Origin of the sequence: Arthrobacter jinronghuae (assembly GCF_025244825.1) — a bacterium.
Lineage (GTDB): Bacteria > Actinomycetota > Actinomycetes > Actinomycetales > Micrococcaceae > Arthrobacter_B > Arthrobacter_B jinronghuae.
The window spans coordinates 1351860-1378549 of record NZ_CP104263.1; the positions used below are offsets into that span (position 1 = coordinate 1351860).

At 66.9% G+C, this 26690-nt stretch carries 25 protein-coding genes; 18 read left to right on the top strand and 7 right to left on the bottom strand.

Translation table 11 applies throughout. The features are described 5' to 3' along the window. Positions 1–13 precede the first annotated feature (13 nt). Positions 14–949 carry a TrmH family RNA methyltransferase gene (locus tag N2K98_RS06295; RefSeq protein ID WP_255866415.1) on the top strand — a complete coding sequence of 312 codons (936 nt, stop codon included), beginning with the start codon at positions 14–16 and terminating at the stop codon, positions 947–949. A 145-nt stretch (positions 950–1094) separates the two neighbouring features. Then, complete coding sequence (locus N2K98_RS06300; RefSeq protein ID WP_255866414.1) at positions 1095–2042, top strand: cation diffusion facilitator family transporter; 948 nt, start codon at positions 1095–1097, stop codon at positions 2040–2042. Here the strand turns inward: N2K98_RS06300 and N2K98_RS06305 are convergent. Continuing rightward, positions 1975–3228 (bottom strand): MFS transporter, encoded by a 1254-nt coding sequence (locus tag N2K98_RS06305; RefSeq protein WP_255866413.1) that lies wholly within the window; start codon positions 3226–3228, stop codon positions 1975–1977. The two genes, N2K98_RS06300 and N2K98_RS06305, sit on opposite strands and share 68 nt — an antisense overlap. 210 nt (positions 3229–3438) lie before the next feature. Between N2K98_RS06305 and N2K98_RS06310 the strand changes: the two genes are divergently transcribed. Both N2K98_RS06310 and N2K98_RS06315 read left to right on the top strand, forming a co-directional pair. Next, positions 3439–4251, top strand: a complete 813-nt coding sequence (locus N2K98_RS06310; protein WP_255866412.1) for a putative protein N(5)-glutamine methyltransferase — start codon at positions 3439–3441, stop codon at positions 4249–4251. 9 nt (positions 4252–4260) lie between these two features. Further along, the gene (locus tag N2K98_RS06315) at positions 4261–4740 is read left to right on the top strand and encodes a (deoxy)nucleoside triphosphate pyrophosphohydrolase (protein ID WP_308219846.1); all 480 of its coding nucleotides are present in this window, start codon (positions 4261–4263) and stop codon (positions 4738–4740) included. Here N2K98_RS06315 and N2K98_RS06320 read toward each other — a convergent pair. Both N2K98_RS06320 and N2K98_RS06325 read right to left on the bottom strand, forming a co-directional pair. Then, a complete protein-coding gene (locus N2K98_RS06320; protein WP_255866411.1) occupies positions 4737–5891 on the bottom strand; it encodes an Rv2578c family radical SAM protein in 1155 nt (384 codons plus the stop codon). The genes N2K98_RS06315 and N2K98_RS06320 overlap by 4 nt on opposite strands. Positions 5892–5929: 38 nt before the next feature. Further along, on the bottom strand, positions 5930–6427 hold the full coding sequence (locus N2K98_RS06325; protein ID WP_255866410.1) for a hypothetical protein: 498 nt from the start codon (positions 6425–6427) through the stop codon (positions 5930–5932). A 103-nt stretch (positions 6428–6530) separates the two neighbouring features. On the opposite strand from N2K98_RS06325, the gene pheS reads away from it, so the two are divergent. From pheS to N2K98_RS06340, 3 genes are all read left to right on the top strand, one after another. Next, positions 6531–7628, top strand: coding sequence for a phenylalanine--tRNA ligase subunit alpha (gene pheS / locus N2K98_RS06330; RefSeq protein ID WP_255866409.1), 1098 nt, complete (start codon positions 6531–6533; stop codon positions 7626–7628). Then, positions 7629–10166, top strand: a complete 2538-nt coding sequence (pheT, locus tag N2K98_RS06335) for a phenylalanine--tRNA ligase subunit beta (RefSeq protein ID WP_255866408.1) — start codon at positions 7629–7631, stop codon at positions 10164–10166. Positions 10167–10315: 149 nt separating this feature from the next. After that, on the top strand, positions 10316–10927 hold the full coding sequence (locus tag N2K98_RS06340) for an HAD family hydrolase (RefSeq protein ID WP_255866407.1): 612 nt from the start codon (positions 10316–10318) through the stop codon (positions 10925–10927). 34 nt (positions 10928–10961) lie between these two features. On the opposite strand, the gene N2K98_RS06345 is transcribed toward N2K98_RS06340, so the two are convergent. Together N2K98_RS06345 and N2K98_RS06350 are read right to left on the bottom strand one after the other, a co-directional pair. Further along, positions 10962–11348 carry a hypothetical protein gene (locus N2K98_RS06345; RefSeq protein WP_255799040.1) on the bottom strand — a complete coding sequence of 129 codons (387 nt, stop codon included), beginning with the start codon at positions 11346–11348 and terminating at the stop codon, positions 10962–10964. 114 nt (positions 11349–11462) lie between these two features. Next, on the bottom strand, positions 11463–12425 hold the full coding sequence (locus N2K98_RS06350) for a quinone oxidoreductase family protein (RefSeq protein WP_255866406.1): 963 nt from the start codon (positions 12423–12425) through the stop codon (positions 11463–11465). A gap of 123 nt (positions 12426–12548) precedes the next feature. Here N2K98_RS06350 and argC point away from each other — a divergent pair, with 123 nt between their 5' ends. From argC to N2K98_RS06395, 9 genes are all read left to right on the top strand, one after another. After that, positions 12549–13580, top strand: a complete 1032-nt coding sequence (gene argC / locus N2K98_RS06355; RefSeq protein ID WP_255866405.1) for an N-acetyl-gamma-glutamyl-phosphate reductase — start codon at positions 12549–12551, stop codon at positions 13578–13580. Continuing rightward, complete coding sequence (gene argJ, locus N2K98_RS06360; RefSeq protein ID WP_255866404.1) at positions 13580–14800, top strand: bifunctional glutamate N-acetyltransferase/amino-acid acetyltransferase ArgJ; 1221 nt, start codon at positions 13580–13582, stop codon at positions 14798–14800. Before argC ends, argJ begins: the two co-directional genes overlap by 1 nt. A 13-nt stretch (positions 14801–14813) precedes the next feature. Then, positions 14814–15740 (top strand): acetylglutamate kinase, encoded by a 927-nt coding sequence (gene argB / locus N2K98_RS06365; RefSeq protein WP_255866403.1) that lies wholly within the window; start codon positions 14814–14816, stop codon positions 15738–15740. Continuing rightward, entirely contained in the window at positions 15733–17061 is a 1329-nt protein-coding gene (locus N2K98_RS06370) for an acetylornithine transaminase (RefSeq protein WP_255866402.1), read from the top strand. The genes argB and N2K98_RS06370 overlap by 8 nt, the downstream gene beginning before the upstream one ends. Then, entirely contained in the window at positions 17058–18023 is a 966-nt protein-coding gene (gene argF / locus N2K98_RS06375) for an ornithine carbamoyltransferase (RefSeq protein WP_255866401.1), read from the top strand. The genes N2K98_RS06370 and argF overlap by 4 nt, the downstream gene beginning before the upstream one ends. Then, positions 18020–18556: an arginine repressor gene (locus tag N2K98_RS06380; protein WP_227924562.1), complete on the top strand. Its 537-nt coding sequence runs from the start codon at positions 18020–18022 to the stop codon at positions 18554–18556. The genes argF and N2K98_RS06380 overlap by 4 nt, the downstream gene beginning before the upstream one ends. 97 nt (positions 18557–18653) lie before the next feature. Beyond that, a complete protein-coding gene (locus N2K98_RS06385) occupies positions 18654–19862 on the top strand; it encodes an argininosuccinate synthase (RefSeq protein WP_255866400.1) in 1209 nt (402 codons plus the stop codon). Between the two features lie 4 nt (positions 19863–19866). Further along, positions 19867–21327 carry an argininosuccinate lyase gene (gene argH, locus N2K98_RS06390; protein WP_255866399.1) on the top strand — a complete coding sequence of 487 codons (1461 nt, stop codon included), beginning with the start codon at positions 19867–19869 and terminating at the stop codon, positions 21325–21327. Between the two features lie 114 nt (positions 21328–21441). Next, complete coding sequence (locus N2K98_RS06395; RefSeq protein ID WP_255866398.1) at positions 21442–21963, top strand: pyridoxine/pyridoxamine 5'-phosphate oxidase; 522 nt, start codon at positions 21442–21444, stop codon at positions 21961–21963. A gap of 57 nt (positions 21964–22020) precedes the next feature. Here N2K98_RS06395 and N2K98_RS06400 read toward each other — a convergent pair whose 3' ends face one another. Then, positions 22021–23781 (bottom strand): HNH endonuclease, encoded by a 1761-nt coding sequence (locus N2K98_RS06400; RefSeq protein WP_255866397.1) that lies wholly within the window; start codon positions 23779–23781, stop codon positions 22021–22023. A gap of 167 nt (positions 23782–23948) precedes the next feature. On the opposite strand from N2K98_RS06400, the gene N2K98_RS06405 reads away from it, so the two are divergent. Continuing rightward, complete coding sequence (locus N2K98_RS06405; protein ID WP_255866396.1) at positions 23949–24800, top strand: SRPBCC domain-containing protein; 852 nt, start codon at positions 23949–23951, stop codon at positions 24798–24800. Positions 24801–24844: 44 nt separating this feature from the next. Further along, positions 24845–25498: a DNA-3-methyladenine glycosylase gene (locus N2K98_RS06410; protein ID WP_255866395.1), complete on the top strand. Its 654-nt coding sequence runs from the start codon at positions 24845–24847 to the stop codon at positions 25496–25498. A gap of 57 nt (positions 25499–25555) precedes the next feature. Here the strand turns inward: N2K98_RS06410 and N2K98_RS06415 are convergent, their stop codons facing one another. After that, positions 25556–26548 (bottom strand): aldo/keto reductase, encoded by a 993-nt coding sequence (locus N2K98_RS06415; RefSeq protein WP_255866394.1) that lies wholly within the window; start codon positions 26546–26548, stop codon positions 25556–25558. Positions 26549–26690 lie beyond the last annotated feature (142 nt).

Below are 26690 nucleotides of genomic sequence, written 5' to 3' on the forward strand. Positions count from 1 at the left end.
TTCCCAAACGCCGATGAACCTTGAAGGGCGCCCGCAGGCACCGCTTATGTCCAACCCCCGAGCCGATCGGGTCCGTGATGTAGCGAAGCTTGCCGGGCGCTCTTCGCGCTTAAAAACCGGCCGCTTCCTGGCCGAAGGTCCGCAGGCCGTACGGGAGGCGCTTTCCGCGCACCGTGCGGCTGCGGTCGACGGCGGCCCCGCCGTCGTCCACGAGGTCTATGCCACCGAGGCCTGCCTGGACCGTCTGCCGGAGCTGGCTGATCTGGCCTCCGGCGTCATGCTCCGCCTGGCCACCGACGAAGTTCTGGCCGCCATGGCTGACACCGTTTCCCCGCAGGGCATTGTGGCTGTCTGCCACACCTCCACGGCCACGCTCGAGGATGTCCTCGCCGCGGGTGCGAAGCTCGTTGCCGTGTTGTGCGAGGTGCGGGATCCCGGCAACGCGGGCACCGTGCTGAGGGCAGCGGATTCCGCCGGTGCCGATGCCGTAGTGCTCACGGCGTCCAGCGTGGACATCTACAACCCCAAGGCGGTCCGTTCCACCGCAGGGTCGCTCTTTCACCTGCCGGTGGTTACCGGCGCCGACTTCACCGATGTCATCCACGCCCTGCAGGCGGCAGGCGTGACGGTCCTGGCCGCCGACGGTTACGGCAACGTCAATCTGGACCGGCTCCAGGACCTGAGCGCGGTGCGCCGCTTCGGCGGAACCGCGGCTGCCGCCAGTTCCCGCCCCGATGGGGAGGACGCAGCCGCAGAGGCGGCCCTTCCGCAGCTTGAGCAGCCCACAGCATGGCTCTTCGGCAACGAAGCCCAGGGACTGTCGGACGCCGAGCTGGCCGCAGCGGACCACCGCGTCGCTGTCCCGCTCTACGGCCGGGCAGAGAGCCTGAACGTCGGCACGGCTGCAACCGTGTGCCTCTACGCCTCCGCGCGCGCACAGAACGGGTAACCCGCAGGTTCTCCGCGCAAACCCCGCTGACAGCAAACCCCCGGCGCCGTCGTATCCCGGCAGAACTTCTCCCATGTAGCGTATTGGTAACGGTTGTCTCCGGACAGCCGGACCAGCCAATCCACGTACAAAGAGATGGTCTTATATGTCTGCCAGCGGCGGGAATAAGGCGATTATCGCGGCACTGAGCGCCAACCTGGCCATTGCGGTCATGAAGTTCATTGCCTTCGCCTTGACGCGTTCATCCTCCATGCTCGCGGAGGCTATCCACTCGGTTGCCGACTCCGGCAACCAGGCACTGCTGCTCGTGGGCGGCAAACGCGCACGGCGCCAGGCCAGTCCCGAGCACCCCTTCGGCTACGGCCGTGAACGCTACGTTTACGCGTTCATCGTCTCCATCGTCCTCTTCAGCGTGGGCGGACTGTTCGCCCTCTACGAGGCGTACCACAAGTGGCAGGATCCGCACCCGATCGAGGGCCGCTGGTGGTGGGTGCCGCTGGCAGTGCTCGTCGGTGCCATCATTGCCGAAGCGTTCTCCTTCCGCACGGCCATCAGGGAATCGAACCATACGCGCGGCAAGCAGAGCTGGAAGCAGTTCGTCCGTACTGCCAAGGCACCGGAACTGCCGGTCGTCCTGCTCGAAGACCTCGGCGCACTCCTCGGTCTGGTCTTCGCCCTGTTCGGCGTGAGCATGACCCTGGTGACCCACAACGGCATCTGGGATGCGCTGGGCACCGCGATGATCGGCATCCTGCTCGTGGGCATCGCCGTGATTCTGGGCATGGAGACGAAGTCCCTGCTGCTCGGTGAATCTGCAACGCAGGCTGACGTCCGCCGGATTGAAGCTGCCATCCAGGAAGACCCCGATACGCGGATCATCCACCTCAAGACCCTGCACCTGGGTCCGGAGGAACTGCTTGTGGCGGCCAAGATCACCATGGCCAAGAGCGACACCGGGCAGGAGATTGCGGACGGCATCAATGCTGCGGAAGCACGGATCCGTGCCGCCGTGCCGATCGCTACCGCTATTTACCTGGAGCCTGATGTATTTGCTTCGAAGAACGCGCAGGACGCCGGTCAAGTGACCCGCTGATCAGCGCAATAGCCAAACCAAGCAGGGCGAGTACCGCTCCCACCACAGCGGGGGAGCGGTACCCCCAGCCCCAGGCAATAACGACGCCGCCCAGCAGCGCTCCCAGCGCATTGGCCAGGTTCAGGGCCGCATGGTTCAGTGAGGATGCCAGCGACTCGGCACCCGGCGAAACATCCAGCAGCCTGGTCTGCAGCGGCGGCGTCAGCATTGAGCCGATCACCCCCACCAGGAAAACCAGCACCATGGCGGTCACCGCGTACTGCACCGCCCACGCGTAGGCCAGCAGGATTACCACCGTGCCGCCCAGGATCGCGTAGATGCTGCCCATGACATTGATATCGGCCAGCCTTCCGCCGGCCACGTTGCCTATCACCTGGCCCACGCCGTAGAGCCCGACGACGACGGGCAGCACGTTCTCGGAGACGCCTGCCACCTCGGTCATGGTGGGCGCGATGTAGGAATACACGGCGAAGAATCCGCCGAAACCGACAGTTCCCACCAGCAGGGCCAGCCACACCTGGGTACGTCCGAGGGCGCTGAGCTCACCCTTGATGCTGGCACCGGCCAGGGGTGGTTGGTACGGGACGAAACGGGCCACCATGGCAACGCTCAGGAGACCGATGGCCGCCACCAGGACGAACATCCACCGCCACCCTGCCTGCTGTCCCAGCCAGGTCGCAAATGGGACTCCTACAACGTTGGCGATGCTCAGTCCCAGCATGACCATGGAGATGGCCCAGGCCCGGCGCGTCGGTGCCACCAGCGACGCAGCAATGACCGCTGCAACGCCGAAGAAGGCGCCGTGCGGGAGCCCCGACAGGAACCGGGTAAAGAGCAGCCACGAATAATCCGCAGCAAAGAACGAAGACAGATTGCTGAGGGCGAAGAAGAGCATCAGGCCCAGTACCAGGGTCTTGCGGGGCATCCGGGCTCCGAGTGCGGCAAGCACGGGAGCCCCCACCACAACGCCCATTGCGTAGGCAGAGATCACGTGGCCGCCCGCGGGGACGGAGATGCCCAGGTCTTCGACCATTTCCTGCAACAGGCCCATAATGCTGAATTCAGTGGTGCCGATCGCGAAGCTGCCCACGGCCAAGGCAACTATGGCCTTGGCTGCGGTGGTATGGCGGTTGCCGGGTGTGCGCTGGCCGGACAGTGAAATGGGCGCGGTAGTGCTCCGGGACATGTTCGCTTTCAAGAGTGGGGGATGCGGCTGTGCCGCTGCGGACGGCGTTCACGGTCAACGAGCAGGAAATGCTCCTGCCGGACGCCGGGACGGCTTCGTCCCCTCAAGCCTAGTGCACACCTGCGCACGGGAAAGGTTCCCTGATGCAGGGGGCGTGGCCGATATAACGGGGGACTGGTGGCGGCAGTGTCGGCCTGTCACCGTTAACGCGTGCAGAGCCGTGAAATTCCCGAGGGGCTGGTGTCCCGCCTGCGGGAGGCAGGGTGCGTCTTCGCTGAAGAAGAAGCGCTCCTGCTGTTGTCGGACGCCCCGGGCGCAGCGGTGCTGGAGCTCATGGTGGCCCGTCGGCTGGCCGGGCAGCCGTTGGAACAGATTCTTGGCTGGGCGTCTTTCGGAGGTCTTCGGGTTGCGCTGCGGCCGGGAGTCTTTGTTCCACGGCGGCGTACGGAGTTCCTGGCCGCACAGGCGGTTCATGTGCTTGCAGGACGGCGTACGGCCCTGGTGGTGGACTTGTGCTGCGGGTCGGGGGCAGTCGCGATGGTAATCTCGGCGGCCGTACCGGACTGCCGGATATACGCCGTCGACCTTCACCCGGAAGCAGTCGAATGTGCCCGCAGCAATCTGCCGCAGGCCTCCGTCCTGGAGGGGAACCTCTTTCTGGCGCTGCCCGGCGAGCTGCGCGGGAAGGTCGACCTCGTTGTTGCCAACGCACCCTACGTCCCCACCGCGGCATTGGCCACGCTGCCGCGCGAAGCACGGAACTACGAGCCCGCCGCCACCTTCGACGGCGGCCGGGACGGACTCGATACGGTGGGACGCATCATCAGCGAAGCTCCGCAGTGGCTCGGTTCCCGGGGGAAGGTCCTGCTCGAATGCAGCGGGGAACAGGCAAGTGCGGTGAGCGGGCTGTTTGCCGCGGCAGGCCTGTCCCCGCAGATTCTCCGGGATGAGGAAACCGATGCCACGGTTGCGGTGGGCAGCGCACCGCCCCGGAGGACCAAGGGCATCGGGCTAACCGGTTAAACTCGGGGTGTGCATTCAGAAGAGAACTCCAGCCAGACCGGTACAACAGCTCCCCGTTCATCGCCCGCTGTGCAGGTGGTGGGCGCTGCAATCCTGGATTCCTTGGCCAGGCCCTCGAAGCTCCTGGCAGCACGCCGAAGCGCTCCCGAAGCGCTCGCCGGATTATGGGAGTTCCCCGGCGGAAAGGTGGAACCGGGGGAAGGCTGCATGGAGGCGCTGCACCGGGAACTGGCAGAGGAGCTCGGGATCAGGGTCGAGTTGGGTGCTGAAGTCCCTCGCCCCTTGGAGCAGGGCTGGCCGCTCAACCGCTCCGCCGCAATGCGCGTGTGGCTGGCAGAAGTCACCGATGGGACCCCCGAGCCGCTGGAAGACCACGACGAGCTTCGCTGGGTGGAGCTCACCGAAAAGGCATTGATGGAGCTGCCCTGGATACCGGCTGATCTGCCGATCGTTACCGCCCTGCAGCAAACGGTTGCTGCCGGAAGTTAGAACAGTGCCTCTTGGCTGGCAGCCGGTGCGGCATCCGGCCTTCCCGCTCCGGGAGCGGTTTCCCCCGCCGGCCGCAGGAACCGGGCGCCGCCGGTGAAGCCGTACTTGGCTTTGAAGAACCGGATCCGCCCGGCCAGCCAGTCGCGGTATTCCTTGGATGCGTAGGTGCCCTTGCCGTACAGGTCGGCGTACTTGCCGGACAGCTCCGGGTAGTGCCGGGCCAGGAACTGCAGGTACCACTCGCGGGCTCCGGGTCGCAGGTGCAGTGCTCCTGCCGTGACACCCGTGGCCCCGGCAGCAGCAAGCGCGGAGAAAAGGGCGTCCAGGGATTCGTCGCCGTCGGTAAGCCACGGCAGGATGGGCATGGCCATGACCGAGCACGGCAGGCCGGCGTCCCGGAGGCGGCTGATCAGCTCCAGCCGTGCACGGGGTGTGGGCGTTCCCGGTTCCGCCCGCTTGGCCAGTTCCGGATCCACCAGCGCCAGTGAAATGCCCATCCCGATCTCGGTCTGGGCGGAGGCTTCCTTCAGGAGCGGGATGTCCCGCGCCAGCAGGGTGCCCTTCGTCAGGATGGAGAACGGGGTGCCGCTGTCTGCCAGCGCACGGATGATGCCGGGCATCAGCTTGTAGCGGCCCTCGGCGCGCTGATAGGGATCAGTGTTGGTTCCCATGGCCACATGGTGGTGCTGCCAGGAGGGCCGGGTGAGTTCCCGCCGCAGGACCTCGGCAGCATTGACCTTGACCACCAGCTGGCTGTCGAAATCTGCGCCGCTGTCCATATCCAGGTAGGTGTGGGTCTTGCGGGCGAAGCAGTAAACGCAGGCATGGCTGCAGCCGCGGTACGGATTGACGGTCCATTCAAAGGGCATGTTCGAGCCGCCGCCCACCTTGTTCAGTACCGACTTGGCCAGGACCTCGTGGAACGTCACCCCGGCAAAGTCCGGAGTGCGGACGGAACGGACCAGGCCCTGCAGGGGAATCAGGGGATCGGTGGTGCCGGGCCCGGCGGGAAGGGGCAGCGCGGAATCGGCTGCCGCAGAGCCGGGAGCGTCTGTGCCTGGAGGTGTTGTCCGGGAAGCTGTGACGCGACCGGTGCGGTTATCGTCGCCCTGCGCGGGCGGTGCATTGAGTTCCTGACCTTGCCACCTCATTCCCTTATTAGAACATATGTTCGAATCGAGGGATAGCTCTAGCTGCTGCGGAACGGATGGCGGGGTCGGCCCGGACCGGCGGCCCGGGGACGCCGCCGCGGCCTTCCGGGGTTCGGACGGTAGCCGCCGTCGCGCAGTCCTGCGAGCCGTTCAAACGGATTCCCCGAGGCCGGATCCCCGGCGAAGGCGCGGGAGAGGGCCGCGGCGGCGAAGTACGCCGGCAGAAAGAACGGGCCCAGGAGTGCGTACTGCGAGCTGTGGCGGATCTCGTGGCGCAGCAGCGGGCTGTCCGGCGCGTGGATGCGGCGGGCCGAGGAGGAACGGTAGAGGACCACGTTGCCGACGGTGAAGGCGGCCGCACGGGGGAGGGGAAGCGGATAGCCCTCGGCGAGGGTGACCTTCTGCGGCCCCGGGGTGATGCTGCACCCGGTTGCCCGTGCCAGCAGCACACCCGCAGGGGTGGAGAGATTCAACAGATTGATCCAGCGGCGGATGGAGACTGCGTGCGGGCGGAGAACGATCGGTACGGACGGCATGGCACCTCCCTGCGGCAGTATGACGGCCCAGTCGGGGGCGTCTACTAGACTTGCAATGATAAGCCAGAACCCAACTAGGGCCGGAAACAGGTAAGAACAGTACATGTCTAACTCCACACCGGGGACCGGTTCCCCAGATACTTCCCCTGAGGGCACCCAGCCCGAGCCGCCGAATCCGCTGGATGAAGCCGCCATAGCAGCCGCCGTCGAGCAGGCGCTCGCCGCCATTGCCGCTGCCGCGGACTTGAGCGAGCTCAAGGAGGTCCGGATTGCCGTCACCGGCGAGAAGTCGGCGCTGAGCGGAGCGAACCGGGCCATCGGCAAGCTCCCCAAGGACCAGAAGGCCGCCGCCGGCAAGCTCGTGGGCCCCGCCCGCGGCCGGATCAACTCCGCGCTCGCCGCCCGCACCGTTGAGCTCGAAGCGGAGCGGGACGCCCGGATCCTCGTCGAAGAGGCCGTGGACGTCACAGCAGCTCCCCGCCGCCGTCACATCGGCGGCCGGCATCCCATCTCCACCCTGCAGGACCGGGTGGCGGATGTGTTCGTCGGCATGGGCTGGGAAATCGCGGAAGGCCCCGAGGTGGAATCCGAGTGGTTCAACTTCGACGCACTGAACTTCAAGCCGGACCACCCGGCCCGGGAAATGCAGGACACCTTCTTCGTGGAGCCGCCCGAGGCGCACCTGGTGATGCGGACGCACACCTCACCGGTGCAGGTCCGCTCCATGCTTGAACGGGACCTGCCGATTTACGTGCTGTGCCCCGGCAAGGTGTTCCGCACCGACGAGCTGGACGCCACACACACCCCGGTCTTCCACCAGTTCGAAGGCCTGGCCATCGACAAGGGCCTGACCATGGCTGACCTGGTCGGCACCCTGGAACACTTCACCCGTGTCCTTTTCGGCGATGAGGCAAAGGTCCGGCTCCGCCCGAACTACTTCCCCTTCACCGAGCCCAGCGCCGAACTGGACATCTGGCACCCGGGCGCCAAGGGCGGCCCGCGCTGGATCGAATGGGGCGGCTGCGGCATGGTCAACCCCAACGTGCTCCGCGCCGCCGGGATCGACCCCGAGGTCTATTCAGGATTTGCCTTCGGCATGGGCATTGACCGTGCCCTCATGTTCCGCAACGAGGTTTCGGACATGCACGAAATGATTGAAGGCGACGTACGTTTCAGCGAACACTTCGGGATGGAGATCTAAGTGAGAATCCCACTTTCCTGGCTGCGCGAGTATGCCCAGGTGCCGGCGGACGCAACCGCCGAAGACGTAATGGAAGACCTCGTGAAGGTCGGCCTGGAGGAGGAGGACGTCCACCGTCCCACCGACGAGCTGCAGGGTCCGATCGTGGTGGGCCAGGTGCTCAGCATGGAGCCGGAGGCCCAGAGCAACGGCAAGACCATCAACTGGTGCTCGGTCCGGGTGGTTCCGGAAGGTGCCGAGCAGACCCTGACCGGCAAGGGCATCGAGCCCTCCGGCGTGCAGGGCATCGTCTGCGGCGCGCACAACTTCAAGGTGGGGGACAAGGTTGTTGTCACCCTGCCCGGTGCCGTGCTGCCCGGAGACTTCCGCATCAGCCCGCGCAAGACCTACGGCCACGTCTCGGCCGGCATGATTGCCTCCGTCCGTGAACTCGGCATCGGCGAGGACCATGACGGCATCCTGGTGCTTTCCACCCTGGGGCTGGACCCCGAGGTAGGCACGGACGCGATGGAGCTCCTGGGCCTGTACGACCAGGCGGCGGAAATCAACGTCACCCCTGACCGCGGCTATGTCTTCTCCATCCGCGGCGCCGCCCGCGAATACGCCCACGCCACGGGCACCAAGTTCACTGACCCGGCTGCCGCCGTCGTTGTTCCGCAGGCCGACGGCAACGGTTACCCGGTGCGTCTCGACGACGCCGCGCCCATCTACGGCAAGCCCGGCTGCGACCGGTTCGTGGCACGGACCGTCCGCGGCGTCGATACCTCCCGGCCCACCCCGCCGTGGATGTCCTCGCGCCTGCGCCTGGCCGGCATGCGGTCCATCTCGCTTGTGGTCGACATTTCCAACTACGTGATGCTCGAACTCGGCCAGCCGCTGCACTTCTACGACCTGGATAAGCTCACCGGCGAGATCGTGGTGCGCCGCGCAGCCCAGGGGGAGACCCTGAAGACCCTGGACGAGAAGGAACGCAGGCTTTCCCCGGAAGACCTGCTGATCACTGACGGCTCCGGTGCCATCGGCATCGCCGGCGTGATGGGTGGAGCTGCCACCGAGGTTGCCGACGGAACGCAGAACGTCCTGATCGAAGCCGCCCACTTTGAGGAAGTCAGTATTGCCCGCTCCCGGCGCCGGCATAAGCTGCCCTCCGAAGCGTCCAAGCGCTTCGAACGCGGCGTGGACTGGAACGTGGCGGACGTCGCGGCGCAGCGTGCGGTGGACCTGCTGGTGGAACTCGCCGGCGGCACGGCCGACGAGTCCATTACCGACGTCGGCACGGCCCCCGCGCCGCGCCGCATCGAACTGGCTGCGCAGTTCCCGGCCCGGCTGATCGGCCTGGACTTCACCGAGTCCCAGATCACCGGAGCGCTCGAGGATCTGGGCGCCACCGTCGAGAAGACCGACGACGGCTACCTGGTCACGCCCCCGAGCTGGCGCACGGACCTGGAGACGCGCGAGGACCTCACCGAGGAAATCATCCGGCTGGTCGGCTACGACAAGATCCCGTCCACCCTGCCGGTGGCCCCTCCCGGACGCGGTCTGACCCGTCTGCAGCAGCAGCGCCGCCGCCTGATGCAGTCCCTTGCGGCTGCCGGGCTCACCGAAGTGCTGGCCTACCCGTTTGTGACCGAGGCGGACAACAACACCTTCGGTGCACCTGTTGGCACGCGGCCGGCGCTCAAGCTGGCCAACCCGCTCAGCGCCGAGTACGGCTACCTGCGCACCTCGGTGCTGCCCGGTCTGTTCGAGGTGGCCAAGCGCAACATGTCCCGCGGCTTCCGTGACCTGGCCCTGTTCGAATCCGGCACGGTCTTCCTGCCCGGCGAGCACCTGGGCACGGAGAGCATCCCGCCGCTGGGCGCCAAGCCGTCCGACGACGTCCTCGATGAGCTGTATGCCGGAATTCCGGACCAGCCGCTGCACGTAGGTGTCCTGCTGGCCGGCCACGAATCCGCCCCCGGAGCAGGCAACACGCCGCGCGCCTGGGACTGGGCCGACGCCGTCGACTTCGCAAAGCTGATGGGCGACGTCCTGGGTGTGGAACTCGTGGTGGAACAGGGTACCCACCAGGCGTTCCACCCGGGCCGCACCGCACGCGTTGCCCTGCGCAGCGGTGAAACCGTGGGCTACGCCGGCGAACTGCACCCCAAGCTCCTGGCCGCACGGGACATGCCCGCCCGCACGGTGGCTGTGGAACTGAACGTGGATGCGATTTTCGACGCCGCCCCCGACGTCATCGTGGCCCGTCCGATTTCCAGCTTCCCCATTTCCACGCAGGACGTGGCACTGGTGGTGGCAGAGGATGTTCCCGCCGAGCAGGTCCGCGAGGCACTGCGCGAGGGTGCGGGGGAACTGCTCGAAGACGTGGCACTGTTCGACGTCTACGCGGGCCAGGGCATTGAGCCCGGGCACAAGTCGCTCGCGTTCGCACTGCGCTTCCGCGCGCCGGACCGGACCCTGACCGCGGACGAAGCCTCCGAGGCGCGGGCGGCCGCCGTCGCCCTGGCCGCCGAACGGTTCGGTGCCGTTCAGCGCTAGGGTTATCCAACCAGCCAGCAGGCTCCGCCGGATGTCGTTATCCGGCGGGGCCTGCTGCGTTTAAGCCCTGCCGGTGCAGATCAGTTTCCGGAGCCCGGCGGGAGCCACACCTGTCTGCCGCACTCCGGACCGTTCGCTAAGCTGTGGCGATGACTCCCCGTGGAACCCGCTGGTACCTCTTCGATTACGGCATGGTGATTTCGACGGCTCCTGCTCCGGAGGACTGGGGGCTGCTGGAGCAGGCAACCGGCTTCCGGGAGCTGGAGGCTGGAACGAGCCCGTACTGGCGACGGCGCGAAGACTTTGACGCCGGCCGGCTGACCCCGGCGCAGTACTGGGAAAGCGTGCTGGGCCGGGACGCGGGCCAGGCCGAGGTGGACACTCTGGAGGAACTGGACGCAGCGCAGTGGGCGCATCTGAATCCCCGGACTATGGGGGTTCTGGAGACGCTGCACAGCGAGGGAGCCAACCTTGCCCTGCTCTCCAACATGCCGGACGGCATGTCGCGCAGGTATTCCGCCGAATCGCCCTGGGCGCAGTATTTCTCCAAGCTGTACTTCAGCGGACGGATGGGCCTGGTGAAACCGGACCGGCAGATCTTCGAGCGGGTGGTTGCCGGTCTGGGTGCGGCTCCCGAGGACATCGTCTTCATAGACGACAACACGCAGAACATCTCTATGGCACGGACCATGGGGTTCCGAACGATCCTCCACACCGGCGGGACGGACCTGCGGGCGGAGCTTTCGGGGCTTGGCCGGTAAGTAGTGTGCCGACGCTGCGCGAGACAGTCCGCCGTCAGCGGCCACCCTTGGCGATGTAATCCGCTCCGTCGTAGTGCAGATTGAGGCTGTCGATCACGCCGTCCTCAAAGGTAAAAAATTCCGCGAATCGGACCGAACCGGCCGGCAGCTCGGCGTCGTAAAGGACCGCGGACCCCGATTCGTCGTGCACTTCGCGCAGGATGTTGATGCTCCGCACCGTTCCAATGAAGCCAGCGACCCCCTGCAGGAAGCCGTCCGTGGCATCGGGACGATGGCCTGCAAGGGAACCGGTGAAGTCCAGCCGGTCTGAAAGGAGGGCACGGAGTTCGCTGCCGTCACCATATGCCTGCGGTCCGGATGCCAGGACGCGGTAATACTCCTGGAGCGCAGCGGGAGCAGACCCGGAGAGAGTATTGGCCATGTTTACTCCTTGGTCCAAAGGGGCACAGGGCGTTCCGTGCGGAGACGGGATCCACGGCAGGTATTCCTGCTGCAGCTTTGTCCCGGAAATGCCAGTATGGGCAGGTTCTGTCGGTTAGGGCACCAGCAGCACCTTCCCCGTGGTCTTCCGGCCTTCAAGGTCAGCGTGTGCACGGGACGCTTCGGCCAGCGGATAGGTCTGTCCGATCCGCACGTCCAGCTTGCCGGCCAGGACCGCGTCAAACAGTTCGCGGGCCCGCCACTGGCGTTCTTCGGGTGTGAGCAGGTAATGCGCAATCGTGGGCCGGGTCAGGAACAGGGAACCGGAGGAGTTCAGCCGTTGGATGTCGAAGGGCGGGACCTGCCCGGAGGCGGCCCCGAAGAGCACCATCATGCCCCGCGTGCGCAGGCAGGCGAGCGAGCCGTCAAAAGTGGCCTGCCCGACGCCGTCGTACACCACGTCCACGCCCTGTCCTCCGGTGAGGGCACGCACCTGTCCGGTGAAACCGTCGTAGCGCAGCACATGGTCGGCACCGGCGCCGCGGGCAAGCTGCTCCTTTTCCTCGGTGGACACGGTGGTGATCACCGTCGCGCCCTTGGCCTTGAGCAGTTGGATCAGCAGCAGTCCGACGCCGCCGGCACCTGCATGCACCAGCGCCGTCTGTCCTTCCTGCACCGGAAAGGTGGAGTTGCACAGGTAATGCGCGGTAATACCCTGGAGCAGCACTGCGGCCGCGGTGTCGTCCCCAATTCCGGCAGGCACCGGCAGCGCCACCTCTGCATCCATCAGCATGTACTCGGCGTAGGCCCCTCCGCCCTCCGCTGTGGCTACCCGGTCACCCTCCCGGAAGCCCGATTCAAGCCCGGCGGACACCACCGTTCCGGCCGCTTCGGAACCGGGTATGAAGGGATATGACATCGGATAAACGCCGCCGCGCTGATAGGTATCGATGAAGTTCACGCCCGCTGCCGCTACTTTCACCAGGATCTCGCGGGGTCCGGGCTGGGGAAGGGCAACGTCTTCATAACGCAGGATTTCCGGTCCGCCGGACTGCGGGACGACAATGGCTTTATGCATGGCAGGCCTCTTCTGCTTCGCTGTTACGTGCCGGGCGGTGCGGGCGGTGCCCGATGTGGTTCCTATCATACGGTTTGCATAAATATTGGAGGCAGTGCATAAATGTGCTGTATGGTGGGGGGCATGACGATTTCCGTAGCAGTCTCGGGCGCCAGCGGCTATGCCGGGGGCGAAGTGCTGCGCCTGCTGGCCGGCCACCCGGAGGTATCCATCGGTGCCATTACGGCCCACAGCAACGCGGGCAGTCGGCTGGGGGAGCTGCAGCCGCACCTGCATTCCCTTGCTGACCGGGTCCTCGCGGACACCACTGTCGAGACGCTGGCGGGACACGACGTCGTTTTCCTGGCCCTGCCGCACGGCGCCAGCGCGGGGATTGCTGCGCAGCTGGATCCGGACACCCTGGTGATCGACGCCGGTGCCGACCACCGGCTCGAGGATCCGATGGCATGGGAAAAGTTCTACGGTTCTCCGCACGCCGGAACCTGGCCCTACGGCCTGCCCGAGCTGCCCGGACACCGCGAGCGGCTCAAGGGAGCCCGACGGATTGCCGTCCCAGGCTGCTACCCCACAAGCTCCCTGCTCGCACTGACACCCGGCTTTGCCGCCGGACTGCTCGAGCCGCAGGATGTCGTCATCGTGTCCGCGTCCGGCACCTCGGGCGCCGGCAAGGCCGCGAAACCGCACCTGCTGGGCTCGGAAGTCCTGGGCGGCATGAGTCCCTACGGGGTGGGCGGCAGCCACCGGCACACCCCCGAAATCGAGCAGGGGTTGTCCGCTGCGGCCGGAGGGCCCGTGGCCGTGTCCTTCACGCCCACGCTTGCACCGATGGCCCGCGGCATCCTTACCACCGCCACCGCTAAGGTCCGCCCCGGCGTCGATCCCGCGGACCTGCGCACAGCATGGGAACAGGCATACGCGTCGGAACATTTCGTCCGGGTGCTGCCGGAAGGCCAGTGGCCAGCCACCAAGATGGTGGTCGGCTCCAACTACGCCGTGATGCAGCTGGCGTACGACGCCCATGCCAACCGGGTGATTGTCAGCTGTGTGATCGACAACCTCAACAAGGGAACTGCCGGCGGCGCCGTGCAGTCCATGAACATTGCCCTCGGACTGGATGAAACCGCGGGACTGACACAGCAGGGGGTGGCACCGTAATGAGCGCCGAACCAACAACCGGTCCGACTACCGGCGGAGGAATTTCCGGAATCACCGGCATCACCGCCCCGGCGGGCTTCCGTGCCGCCGGTGTGGCCGCGGGCCTCAAGGATTCCGGGGGACGCGACGTCGCCCTGGTGGTCAACGACGGTCCGTCGAAGGCCGCAGCCGCGGTCTTCACCCGCAACCGGGTGGCAGCCGCTCCGGTGCTGTGGTCCCGGCAGGCAGTGTCCGACGGACGGGCCGACGCCGTCATCCTGAACTCCGGCGGCGCCAACGCCTGCACCGGCACTGAAGGGTTCCGGAACACCCACACCACCGCCGAACAGACCGCAGAACTCCTGGGGCTGAGCGCCTCCGACGTGCTGGTCTGCTCCACCGGCCTGATCGGTGCCCAGCTGCCCATGGACAAGTTGCTGTCCGGTGTCCGGGCAGCCGTCGACGTGCTGTCGGACGACGCCGGTGCCGACGCGGCGCATGCCATCATGACCACCGATACCGTGCCCAAGCAGGCAGTCTTCGCCGGAACGGACAGCGCGGGCCGGACCTACCGCATCGGCGGCATGGCCAAGGGAGCCGGAATGCTCGCGCCCGGACTGGCCACAATGCTGGTGGTCCTGACCACGGACGCGGATCTCCCGGCACCCGCCCTGGACTCGGCGCTGCGGGCCGCAACCGCTGTGACGTTCGACCGGACCGATTCGGACGGCTGCATGTCCACGAACGACACTGTGATCCTGATGGCCTCCGGTGTCTCAGGTGCCGCACCTGCGGCAGTGGATTTCGTCGACGGGCTCACCGAGGTCTGCCTCTCGCTCGCGCAGCAGCTCATCACAGATGCCGAAGGCGCCAGCCACGACATTGCAATCACCACCGTCAACGCAGCCACGGTCGCCGACGCGGAAACGGCTGCCCGCGCCGTCGCCCGCTCCAATCTGTTCAAGACCGCTATTTTCGGCAACGATCCGAACTGGGGCCGGGTGCTGTCTGCTGTCGGCACCACTGATGCAGCTTTTGAACCGGACCGGATCGACGTCACCATCAACGGCGTGCAGGTCTGCCGGAACGGCGGCATCGGAGATCCCCGGGAGAACGTGGACCTGGCACCGCGCGCGGTCAGCGTGGAAATCGACCTGCACGCAGGTTCGGAATCCGCCACCATCTGGACGAACGATCTCACCACCGATTACGTCCATGAGAACTCTGCGTACAGCAGCTGACCGGGGGACAGGCATGATCACACCAGCAGCGGCCGGCGAACGGCTGCGGGCACAGGACAAAGCGGCAACGCTGATCGAAGCGCTGCCCTGGATCCAGCGCTTCGCAGGCACCACCATGGTCATCAAATACGGCGGCAACGCCATGCTTAACGATGACCTCCGGCGGGCCTTTGCCGAGGACATCGTGTTCCTCCATCACGCCGGCGTGCACCCGGTGGTTGTCCACGGCGGCGGTCCGCAGATCAGCGCCATGCTGGACCGCCTCGGTATTGACTCCGAATTCCGCGGCGGGCTGCGGGTTACTACTCCCGAGGCGATGGACGCCGTGCGCATGGTCCTGACCGGCCAGGTGGGCCGGGAGCTCGTAGGGCTCGTTAACGCGCACGGTCCCTACGCCGTCGGACTGTCCGGCGAGGACGGAGGCCTGCTGGAGGCTGTACGGACCGGCGTCGTGGTGGACGGAGAGGAACTGGACCTCGGCCTGGTCGGGGAAGTGGTGGGGGTCAACCCCGGCGCGATCCTGGACATCATTGCCGCCGGACGGATCCCGGTGATCAGTACGGTGGCACCGGAGGTGAACGCCGACGGCGGCCCCACCGGACAGGTGCTCAACGTCAACGCCGATACCGCCGCCTCTGCCCTGGCCGTAGCACTGGGCGCGTCGCGGCTGGTAGTGCTCACGGACGTGGAGGGCCTCTACGGAGATTGGCCGGATAAGTCCTCGCTGATCTCCTCCCTGACCGCCGGGGAACTGCGGGCCATGCTGCCCGGCCTCGAGGCGGGCATGATTCCCAAGATGCAGGCATGCCTCGCCGCCGTAGACGGAGGTGTGGACCGGGCCGCAGTGGTTGACGGCCGGATGGCGCACTCCATGCTGCTGGAAATCTTCACCGAAGCCGGAATCGGCACACAGGTAGTACCGGAGGACAAAGATGCATAACCCGGATACCCAGGGCGCAAAGCCCGGAACGGCAGTCCAGGGCACGACGCAGGAGGAATGGCTGAACCGCTACGGCTCCTCCCTGATGGGCGTCTTCGGTGCTCCGCAGCGGGTGCTTGTCCGCGGCAGCGGCTGCTATGTGGAAGACGCCGATGGGAAGCAGTACCTCGACCTGCTGGGCGGCATTGCCGTCAACTCCCTGGGCCACGCCCATCCGGCACTAGTGGCGGCGGTGTCCGATCAGCTTGCCGCCCTCGGCCACGTGTCCAACTTCTTCACCAGCCTTCCTCAGGTGGAGCTGGCCGAACGGCTGCTGGCGCTCGCCGACGCTCCGCACGGTTCGAAGGTCTTCTTTGCGAACTCCGGTGCCGAAGCCAACGAGGCCGCCTTCAAGCTGGCCCGGCGGAACTCCGACCCCGCTGCCGGACGCACCCGCATCCTGGCGCTCGAAGGAGCCTTCCACGGCAGGACCATGGGAGCACTGGCCCTCACGGCCAAACCTGCCTACCGGGAACCTTTCGAACCGTTGCCCGGGGGAGTGGAGCACCTTCCGTTCGGCGACGTCGACGCGCTGCTGGCCGCAGTAGATGAGACCGTAGCCGCCGTCTTCCTGGAACCGATCCAGGGCGAGGCAGGAGTGCGGATGCTCCCTGAGGGCTACCTGCAGGCAGCCCGAGAGGCCACCCGGGCTGCAGGCGCGCTGCTGGTCATTGACGAGGTGCAGACCGGCATCGGCCGTACGGGCAAGTGGTTTGCCTCCGAAGGCGTCCTTCCGGATGCCATGACCCTGGCCAAGGGACTCGGCGGCGGCTTCCCCGTCGGCGCCATGATCACCTTCGGCGAGCGGACCTCCGGCTTGTTGGCCGCCGGAATGCACGGCACCACCTTCGGCGGGAATCCCGTGGCTGCCGCGGCAGCCCTGGCTACCCTGTCCGTGCTGGAAACCTCCGAAGCGCTGGCCAAAGTGCGCGCCACCGGGGACTACCTGCGCCGGGAACTGGCCGCCCTGGATTTCGTGGCCGAAGTGCGCGGGGAGGGCCTCCTCATCGGCATCGACCTGGTCGACGAGGTTGCTCCCGCCGTGGTCGCGGCGGCACTGGAGGCGGGCTACATCATCAACAGCACCGGTCCGGCAACGCTGCGGCTTGCCCCGCCGCTGATCCTCACTCCGGAGCAGGCCGGCACCTTTCTGAACGCGCTGCCGGGCATCCTGCATGCCGCTCGGGCACAGGTCGCCGGCGCGGGTCCCGCTCCCGCCGCTCCGACCACCCCAGACTCTGTATCCGGTGCCACCGGCACAACCACTGAAGGAAAACCATGACCCGTCATTTCCTGGTCGACACCGACCTCACGCAGGCGGAACAGGCCGAAGTCCTGGATCTGGCCGATGCGCTTAAGAAGGACCGCTACAAACACCAGCCGTTCGCCGGTGAATCCACCGGCCGCAAGACCGTTGCCGTCATCTTCGACAAGACCTCCACCCGGACCCGCGTGTCCTTCGCGGCCGGCATCTCCGATCTGGGCGGCGTCCCCCTGATCATCGGCGCGGGGGAGTCCCAGCTGGGCCACAAGGAAAGCGTTGCGGACACCACCAAGGTGCTCGAGCGCATGGTTTCCACCATCGTCTGGCGGACCTACGCACAGGCCGGCCTGGAGGAAATGGCTGCCAACTCCTCGGTCCCGGTCATCAACGCGCTGTCAGACGACTACCACCCGTGCCAGCTCCTCGCGGACCTGATGACCATCCGCGAGCACAAGGGAAAGCTCGCCGGCCTCACCCTGGCCTACCTCGGTGACTGCGCCAACAACATGGCCAATTCCTACCTGCTCGCCGGTGTGACAGCCGGAATGCACGTCCGTGTGGCCGGTCCGCTGGGCTACCTGCCCGATCCCCGGATTGTCGACGCTGCAGCGGCCCGCGCCGAAGAAACCGGCGGCTCCGTCACCATCACCACCGACGCCGCCGAAGCGGTGGCCGGAGCCGACGTCGTCGCCACCGACACCTGGGTGTCCATGGGGCAGGAAGCCGAAAAGGCCGCCCGGCAGGAGCTGTTCCGCAGCTACACCGTGGACGCCGACGCCATGGCACAGGCTGCGGAAGACGCCGTCGTACTCCACTGCCTGCCCGCTTACCGCGGCTACGAAATTTCCGCCGACGTGCTCGACGGACCGCAGTCGGTGGTCTGGGACGAAGCAGAGAACCGTCTGCATGCGCAGAAGGCCCTGATGGTGTGGCTCATGGCGCACTCCGGCCTCACTGGAATTCCGGAGGCACGGGCATGACCATGCCGGCGACCAAGACGGCGCGCCAGGCGCGCATCCGCACCCTGCTGACGGGCCTTTCCATCCGTTCCCAGGCCGAGCTCGCGGCACTGCTGGCCGACGACGGCGTGCAGGTCACGCAGGCGACGCTCTCCCGCGACCTGGTGGAACTCGGTGCCGTGCGCATGCGCGGCAAGGACGGGGCGCTGGTGTATGCCGTTCCGTCCGAGGGCGGGGAGCGGGCGCCCAAGTCCGGCGTCACGCAGGAAGTGCTGGATGCACGGCTGGCGCGGCTCTGCGGGGAACTGCTGGTTACCGCGGAGGCGTCTGCGAATATCGTGGTGCTGCGGACTCCGCCCGGAGCCGCAAACTTCCTGGCGCTGGCCATCGACCATTCCGTGCTGCCGTCCGTCCTGGGCACCATCGCCGGCGACGACACGGTGATGATGGTGACCCGGGACCCTGAGGGCGGCCCCGACCTCGCGGCCCGCTTCCTGCGGATTGCAGACGAAGCCAGCAACAACGGCTCCGCACCCGAAAGCCGGATCCTGTAACCGGGTTCCGGCCCGCTGAACCAAAACCCAAGACTTTCATCCTGAACCAACCAGCGGCCCCGTACGGGCCGCAACCAATGCAAGAGGAGCGAAATCCGTGAGCGAACGTATTGTTCTGGCCTATTCCGGTGGCCTGGATACGTCAGTGGCCATCGGCTGGATTGCCGAGGCAACCGGCGCTGAAGTTATTGCCGTTGCCGTGGACGTAGGACAGGGCGGCGAGTCCCTGGAGACCGTCCGCCAGCGAGCCCTGGACTGCGGCGCCGTGGAAGCCTACGTGGCCGACGCCCGCGAGGAATTCGCAACCGAGTACTGCATGCCTGCGCTGAAGGCCAACGCCCTTTACATGGATGCCTACCCGCTGGTCTCCGCACTCTCGCGTCCGGTTATCGTGAAGCACCTGGTGGCTGCTGCCCGCCAGTTCGGTGCCACCACCGTCTCCCACGGCTGCACCGGCAAGGGCAATGACCAGGTGCGCTTCGAAGTCGGCATCCAGACCCTGGGCCCGGACCTGAAGTGCATTGCACCGGTCCGCGACCTTGCCCTGACCCGCGACAAGGCCATCGCCTTTGCCGAGGAGAAGAACCTGCCGATCGTCACCACCAAGAAGAACCCCTTCTCCATCGACGCCAACGTCTGGGGACGCGCCGTGGAAACCGGCTTCCTCGAAGACATCTGGAACGGCCCCACCCCGGACGTGTACGAGTACACCTCCGATCCGGCGTCGGCTTCCGCCCCGGATGAAGTCGTCATCACGTTCAAGGAAGGCGTTCCGGTCGCCATAGACGGCAAGCCGGTCACCCCGCTGCAGGCCATCGAGGAAATGAACCGCCGCGCCGGAGCCCAGGGCATCGGGCGCATCGACATTGTCGAAGACCGCCTCGTAGGTATCAAGAGCCGCGAAATCTATGAAGCCCCCGGAGCCATGGCACTGATGGCTGCGCACCGCGAGCTGGAAAACGTCACCGTGGAGCGCGAGCAGGCCCGGTTCAAGAAGACGGTCGGCCAGCGCTGGACCGAGCTGGTCTATGACGGCCAGTGGTTCTCCCCGCTGAAGCAGTCCCTGGACGCTTTCATCGGCGACACCCAGCAGTACGTCTCCGGCGACATCCGCATGACCCTCGACGCCGGACGCCCGGTGGTTACGGGACGCCGCTCCGAGTCATCCCTGTATGACTTCAACCTGGCCACCTACGACACCGGCGACAGCTTCGACCAGTCCATGGCCCGCGGCTTCATCGAGCTGTTCGGGATGTCCTCCAAGGTGGCCTCCGGCCGCGACCAGCGCCAAGCAGAAGGTAAGTAAGCACATGACAGACGGCAAGTCGCCAGAAGAAGAAGCAGCGGGTACCGGGACCCCCGGTTCAACCGTCCAGGGTGCCCTGTGGGGCGGCCGGTTCGCCGGCGGCCCTGCAGACGCCCTTGCGGAGCTGAGCAAGTCCACCCACTTCGACTGGCGGCTTGCCGGCTACGACATTGCCGGCTCGCGTGCCCACGCCCGGGTACTGCACAAGGCCGGCCTGCTCGACGACGGCGAGTTGGAGGGGATGCTTGCGGCCCTGGACCAGCTCGACGCCGATGTGAAGTCGGGTGCCTACGTGCCTGCGCCGTCGGATGAGGACGTGCACGGGTCGCTGGAGCGCGGCCTGATTGAACGGGCGGGCACCCAGCTGGGCGGGAAGCTCCGGGCCGGCCGGTCCCGCAATGACCAGATCGCCACGTTGGGCCGGATGTACCTGCGGGACCACGCCCGCATCATCGGTTCCGGCGTGCTGTCGGTCATCGATGCCCTGGTGGGCCAGGCACAGGCACACCTCGGGGTGGCGATGCCCGGACGCACCCACCTGCAGCATGCGCAGCCCATCCTGCTCAGCCATCACCTGCTGGCTCACGCCTGGTCCCTGCTGCGCGATGTGCAGCGGCTGGCCGACTGGGATAAGCGTGCGGCAGTTTCTCCCTACGGTTCGGGTGCCCTGGCGGGATCCTCCCTGGGCCTGGACCCGAACGCTGTGGCGGAGGATCTTGGGTTCGATTCCGCTGTGTGGAACTCCTTGGACGGGACTGCTGCGCGTGACGTGTACGCCGAGTTCTCCTGGGTAGCCGCCATGATCGGCGTCGACCTTTCCCGGGTCAGCGAAGACATCATTCTGTGGGCCACGAAGGAGTTCTCCTTCGTCACACTGGACGACGCGTACTCCACCGGGTCCTCGATCATGCCGCAGAAGAAGAATCCCGATGTTGCCGAGCTTGCCCGCGGCAAGGCCGGACGGCTGATCGGCGACCTGGCCGGGCTGCTGGCCACCCTGAAGGGCCTTCCGCTGGCCTACAACCGTGACCTGCAGGAAGACAAGGAACCGGTCTTCGATGCTGCCGACACCCTCGAGGTATTGCTTCCGGCGGTGTCCGGGATGATCGCGACCCTGAAGTTCAACACCGAGCGGATGCAGTCGCTGGCGCCGCAGGGCTTTGCCCTGGCCACCGACATTGCCGAGTGGTTGGTCCGCCAGGGGGTGCCCTTCCGTGAAGCGCATGAACTCTCCGGTGCGGCTGTGCAGCTGGCCGAGGGGCGCGGCGTCGAACTTTGGGACCTGACCGACGAAGACTATGCCGGCATCTCACCGCACCTGACGCCCGAGGTGCGCTCCGTGCTCAGCACCGAAGGCTCGCTGGACAGCCGCAGCTCGCAGGGCGGTACTGCACGGTCGGCTGTCGAGTTGCAGCTGGCGGAGCTGATCCGCCAGGTAGGCGAGGTGCGCGGCTACGTAGGCTAAATCCGCGCAAACGGACCCCGATGGAGTGCACCTCCTCGGGGTCCGTTTTTTAAGTGCCGGGCTGCGGGGTGGGGCAAGGTGGGCCAGCGGCACGCGCACAGCTACGCTGGCGGCATGACTGATTCCTTCCGGGCCCGGCTGCGTGCCCTTCCGGACTTTCCCGAGGAGCTTCCCGACTTTGATCCCTCGGCAGGGTCGCAGGACCCTGCGGAGCTTTTCCGCCACTGGCTTTCCGGCGCGCTGGCCGCCGGGGTGCGGCAACCGCACGCGTTTTCCCTTGCCACCGCCGATGCAAACGGGCATGTCTCCTCCCGGATGCTCATCCTCAAGGACATTGACGACGACGGCGGCTGGCAGTTCGCCACGGCCCGCACCTCCCGCAAAGGCGGAGAACTGACCGAGAACCCGAATGCTGCCATGAACTTCTACTGGCAGGAACTCGGCCGCCAGATCCGAGTGGCCGGAGCCGTAGTGGAGCTGTCCGCCGAAGCGTCGGCAGCCGACTGGGATGCGCGACCATCATCGGACGGACGCCCGAACCCGGCATGGCAGCTGTATGCGCTGAAGCCGCGGGAGATCGAATTCTGGCAGGCCCGTGCCGACCGGCATCACATCCGGCATCGGATGGTGTTCTGATCCTTTCGCGGCTCCAAGCCGGCACCCGGGGGAGCGCTGGGGCCATGCCGTTCGGCGTTAGAACGGCGGCGGCGTCTCGCGGGGCGGCTTCTCATGGGGCGGCGGTTTCTCATGGGGCGGTGAGGTCTCGCAGGGTGACGGCTGCTCGCGGGGCGGTGGTTCTGCCCGGAGGTCAGGAGGCTGGTGGCCAGTGACGCGCAGCCGGAGTTGGGGCGTGGTCTGGTAGGTCCGGCCCAGCGGCGAGGTCCATTCCAAAGTCCCGGAGCTTGGTCCGGAAGTGGATTGGTGTGCTTTCCAGTGGCCCAGGGTCTTGAACCGATGGTGTTTCCTGCACAAATGCGAGAGGTTCGTATGGTCGGTTGGTCCGCCGTTTGCCCACGGCAGGGTGTGGTCGATTTCGGTGGTGGTGTGTCCCGCGGCGGGGGTGTCGCAGCCGGGGAAGCGGCACGTTCCATCGCGGGCCTGGAGCCAGCGGCGCAGGCCGGGCGGAATACGGCGGCGTTTCCCGACCCCGAGGATTTCCCCGCTGGCCCGGTCCTGCACGAGACCGGTGAGGTGGGAGGCGTTTTCGGCCAGTCGGCGGGCGGTTTCGGCGCTGATGGGTCCGTAGCCGTTGAGTTCTGCGGGCGCATCGTTCAGGCCCAGGAGGGTGTCGGCGTTGACGAGGACCATGATCTCGGTCTGTGTGCCAGCACCAGCACCAGCACCAGCACCAGCACCAGCACCAGCACCAGCACCAGCGCCCGCACCGTTACCGGTACTCGCACCAGCGCCCGCACCGGTACCGGGTGGCGTCGATTCGCTTACCGGACGGTCGTTTCCCGCCGGTCTCCGAAGCGGTGCCTGTGGTGTCTGCCCATCCGGCGCTTCGTGCACGGTACCCGGTGCGCCGGTCAGTAACGACGTCAGGATGTCCGCCCGTAGCTGGCCAACGCTGCGGGGATCTCCGGCGGCCTGCTCGCCGCGGGCCGCGGTGGTCAGGGCTCCGTAGATCAGCTGCCCCTGCTCGGCAGCGAGGTAGGCACCGAGTTCCGCCATCCCGTCGGGACGGGCTTCGAACCAGACCTTCCGCGCCTCCAGGGCTTTGCGGTGGCGGGGGAAGAGGGTTTCGGGGTGCAGGCGTTCGCGCAGCCCTACCGCGCTCCGGGTGAACTGGGCGTCTGTGTGCCCAGGGGCGCTGGCGAGCAGCTCCGCCTCGAAACGGGATTGCTCGGCTCCGTCCAGAAACCGGCACTGGTCCAGGATGGTTGCGGCCTGCCGGCAGGACAAGGTCCCGGCCTCCAGAGCCGCGACGGTAGCCGTGAAGCCGGTGCAGAGGTCCAAGGCGTCGGCCAGCAGCCGGGCGGCCGCCTGGTAGGAGAGGCACAGCAGGGTCTGGACCTCCGTAGCGGTCAGGCTGAACACCTGCGAATGGTCCGTACGTGCTCCCGCATCGGACGCTCCCGCATCGGACGCCCCCGCACCCGATGTCCCCGCACCCGATGCTCCCGGGGTCGTACAGGCGTCCCGGACATGTTTGTGCAGACGGTGAAGGGTGCGGGCCTGCTGGGCGTACCGCCAGGCCTCCAGGGCGTGCAGGCGCTGCAGGACGGTCGCCGTAGCTTGCTCGTTCAGGCGGGCAGGGTTCTGTAGGGCCAGGGTGCCGGTGAACCCGTCCGGGAACCTGGTCCGGCGTTCCGGGCTGTTAGGCCGGGCATAAAACACCGCGGCAGCGCCTCCGCCACCAACCCCGCCGCCGCCGCCTCCGACCCCGGCAGCGCCTCCACCGCCCAGCCCGCCACCGCCACCGCCCCCGGTTTCATATCCGTGCTTTTCCATACCCCAAGGCTTTCAGCCCGCACCGACATTTCCGGCCCGAAAACCGGCCAAATCACCCCGCAACCGGACACCCCGGATACCCGTCTTTTCGCTCAAACTACCTACCCGCCCCTCCCAGCGGCGCCCCCGGCGAAGCTACCCTTGGAAGAACCCCAGGAGGACGCGCCATGACCGAGTCCAGCCCCCTCGAAACGCCGGTTCCCGCCGGAAGAATCGAGCGCCGCCCCGACGGCTACACCCTGGTCTTCGAGCGCCGGTTCGATTTTCCCGCGGGATACATCTGGGAAGTGTTGACCAACACGGACAAGGTCGCCCAGTGGCTCGGCACGGTGACTCCCGGCTGGCAGCTCGGCAAGGAATACCGGCTGGACATGGGAAACGCGGAGGTCACTGGAACCGTGCTGCAGATGAGCCCCGGACTGAGCCTGCAGTTCACGTGGGAGGACCCGCTGGGGGACGAATCCGTTCTCGACTGGCAGGTGCTGGAAACCCCTGACGGTGCGTTGCTGCAGTTCCGCACGCACGAGGAAAGTGCGGATTTCCTCACGGAAGGCGCCGCGGGGTGGCAGGGGATCCTGGACGCGTTCGACGACGTCGCCGCGGGCCGGGAACCTGCCCGCGCGTCCATGCACCAGTGGCGGGCCCTCCGCGATGCCTACGCCGAGGAATTCGACGTCTCGCCCACGATGGGACACATGGATGCGGCCGGGATTGTCTTCGAACGCTGGTACAACGCAGCCGCCGGCGATGTCGGCAGCGCACTGGACCGCGCGACGTCGGAACTCGGCATCGGTGCGGAGGCCTCCGTCGACGTCACGGACGACGGCGGCCGGACCCGCGTCGTCGTCCGGCAACCGCTGAGCGGCGGAAACGGCGACGCGGCGTCTGCCCAGCTCGCCGCGTGGCACCAGGCACTGGACGCAGCCGGCGACCACGCTGCCGGAAACCCCTGGCATCCCAGCTCGCGCAGGCTCGCGGCCCTGAAGGAGTTCTACGGAGCCTCTGCCGGGAGCATCTGAGCAGCACGGAAAACCTCCCCAATGAACCTTGCTACCGTCGGAGTATGGCTTTTGCGAGTGAACGAGAACGTCTTGCCGTCCCTGCCACGCAGGCGGCACCCCAGTTGCTGGGCGCGGTCCTGACCCACGACGTCGACGGCGAACGTGTCAGCGTGCGGATCACCGAGGTGGAGGCCTACATGGGCGACGCCGACCCCGGCTCCCACGCGTTCCGCGGCCAGACGGCGCGGAACGCCACCATGTTCGGCCCGGCGGGACACCTCTATGTGTACTTCACCTACGGCATGCACTACTGCGCCAACATAGTCTGCGGAACGGAAGGCGATGCCACCGGGCTGCTGCTGCGCGCGGGCGAGATCGTCGAGGGCACGGAGATAGCCGCCGTCCGGCGCGGAAACCCGCGCAACCCGCTGGACCTGGCACGCGGTCCGGCACGCCTCGCCCAGGCGCTGGGCATTTCCCGCCCGCTGGACGGGGCGGATGTGTTCGCTCACCCCCTGCACTTGGCACTGCCCGCCGAACCGGTGCGCCCGGAACTCCTGTCAACGGGGCCGCGGGTGGGAGTCAGCGGCCCCGGCGGTTCAGACGAATATCCGTGGCGGTACTGGCTCACCGGTGACCCGACCGTGTCCAAGTACCGTCCCGCCCAGCCGCGCAAGCAGCCGGCGTCCGCGGGAGCCGCGGCCCTGCGGCCGTGAAACGCGGAACGGCGTTCCGGGTGACTGCACCCGGAACGCCGTTCTGCGAAGCTGCTGCTAGGAGCGCGGAAGCGGAGCCTGCGCGGAAATGAGCTTCTTTTCCAGCAGCTCGTCCCAGAAGGCACCCGGGATCTCGGCCTTCATCGCAGCGACATCCTCTGCGACGCGTCCGGGCCGGCTGGAGCCCGGGATGACCGCAGCCACTGCGGGGTGTGCGGCGGAGAACTGCAGGGCCGCTGCCTTCAGGCTCACGTCGTGCCGAGAGGCGACCGCGGTCAGCTCTGTGATCCGTGCCTGGACCTGCGGAGGAATCTCCGCGTAGTCGAACTTGTCGCCGCCCAGCAGTGCGCCGGAGTTGAAGGGACCGCCGACGACGATGCCCACTCCCTTTTCCTGTGCCATCGGCATCATGCGCTGCAGGGCACGCTCGTGCTGCAGCAGCGTGTACTGAGTGGCGGAGAGGCTCATGGTCGGAGCAGCCTCGTCCATGTCCATGGCCAGCTCGATGGGCTCGGTGGTGTTGACGCCGAGGCCCCAGCCGTTGATGACGCCCTCATCCTGCAGGCGGGCGAGTACCCGGAACGCGCCGGTCCGCGCCTCGTCGAACTTGGAGACCCACTCGTCACCGAGGAAGTCCCGGGACGTGTCGTGGATGAACACAAAGTCCAGACGGTCCGTCTTGAGCCGGTTCAGGCTCTCCTCGATGGACCGCAGAGTGGCGTCCGTGGTGTAGTCCGTGGCGATCTTGTTCGAACGCCCGTGGGTGAAGAGGCCGGAGCCCTTTTCTTCTTCCTCATCCAGGATCAGCCGTCCCACTTTGGTGCTTAGCACGTACTCGTCGCGGTTGTGCTGGGAGAGGACCTCGCCCAGGCGGGATTCCGCGAGGCCGGCGCCGTAGAAGGGAGCGGTGTCGAAGTAGCGGATGCCTTCGCTCCATGCGGCTTCAACCGTTGCCAGCGCCTCATCCTGGGGAATGTCGCGGAACATGTTTCCCAGCGGAGCCGTGCCGAATCCGATCTTGTTCTTGAGCACTTCGTGCAGGTTAGCCATATGTGTTGCAATCCTTGAACTGTTGGTGCGGTAGATTCCGGGCCCTGTCACAGGGGACCCGGGACATGGCAACCGGCACCGGTTGTCCTTTATTCCTCCACCTGGTCCTCCGCCCCGTTCCTCCGGCGGGTCCTCCACCGGC

Coding starts and splice junctions, on each gene's coding strand:
- N2K98_RS06320 (WP_255866411.1), bottom strand. CDS start 5,891: ATGAGGTGGCAAGGTCAGGAACTCAATGCACCGCCCGCGCAGGGCGAC.
- N2K98_RS06340 (WP_255866407.1), top strand. CDS start 10,316: ATGACTCCCCGTGGAACCCGCTGGTACCTCTTCGATTACGGCATGGTG.
- N2K98_RS06395 (WP_255866398.1), top strand. CDS start 21,442: ATGACTGATTCCTTCCGGGCCCGGCTGCGTGCCCTTCCGGACTTTCCC.
- pheS (WP_255866409.1), top strand. CDS start 6,531: ATGTCTAACTCCACACCGGGGACCGGTTCCCCAGATACTTCCCCTGAG.
- N2K98_RS06295 (WP_255866415.1), top strand. CDS start 14: ATGAACCTTGAAGGGCGCCCGCAGGCACCGCTTATGTCCAACCCCCGA.
- argJ (WP_255866404.1), top strand. CDS start 13,580: ATGAGCGCCGAACCAACAACCGGTCCGACTACCGGCGGAGGAATTTCC.
- N2K98_RS06410 (WP_255866395.1), top strand. CDS start 24,845: ATGGCTTTTGCGAGTGAACGAGAACGTCTTGCCGTCCCTGCCACGCAG.
- N2K98_RS06305 (WP_255866413.1), bottom strand. CDS start 3,228: ATGTCCCGGAGCACTACCGCGCCCATTTCACTGTCCGGCCAGCGCACA.
- N2K98_RS06405 (WP_255866396.1), top strand. CDS start 23,949: ATGACCGAGTCCAGCCCCCTCGAAACGCCGGTTCCCGCCGGAAGAATC.
- N2K98_RS06350 (WP_255866406.1), bottom strand. CDS start 12,425: ATGCATAAAGCCATTGTCGTCCCGCAGTCCGGCGGACCGGAAATCCTG.
- N2K98_RS06370 (WP_255866402.1), top strand. CDS start 15,733: ATGCATAACCCGGATACCCAGGGCGCAAAGCCCGGAACGGCAGTCCAG.
- N2K98_RS06415 (WP_255866394.1), bottom strand. CDS start 26,548: ATGGCTAACCTGCACGAAGTGCTCAAGAACAAGATCGGATTCGGCACG.
- N2K98_RS06345 (WP_255799040.1), bottom strand. CDS start 11,348: ATGGCCAATACTCTCTCCGGGTCTGCTCCCGCTGCGCTCCAGGAGTAT.
- argF (WP_255866401.1), top strand. CDS start 17,058: ATGACCCGTCATTTCCTGGTCGACACCGACCTCACGCAGGCGGAACAG.
- argH (WP_255866399.1), top strand. CDS start 19,867: ATGACAGACGGCAAGTCGCCAGAAGAAGAAGCAGCGGGTACCGGGACC.
- argC (WP_255866405.1), top strand. CDS start 12,549: ATGACGATTTCCGTAGCAGTCTCGGGCGCCAGCGGCTATGCCGGGGGC.
- N2K98_RS06300 (WP_255866414.1), top strand. CDS start 1,095: ATGTCTGCCAGCGGCGGGAATAAGGCGATTATCGCGGCACTGAGCGCC.
- argB (WP_255866403.1), top strand. CDS start 14,814: ATGATCACACCAGCAGCGGCCGGCGAACGGCTGCGGGCACAGGACAAA.
- N2K98_RS06325 (WP_255866410.1), bottom strand. CDS start 6,427: ATGCCGTCCGTACCGATCGTTCTCCGCCCGCACGCAGTCTCCATCCGC.
- N2K98_RS06380 (WP_227924562.1), top strand. CDS start 18,020: ATGACCATGCCGGCGACCAAGACGGCGCGCCAGGCGCGCATCCGCACC.
- N2K98_RS06400 (WP_255866397.1), bottom strand. CDS start 23,781: ATGGAAAAGCACGGATATGAAACCGGGGGCGGTGGCGGTGGCGGGCTG.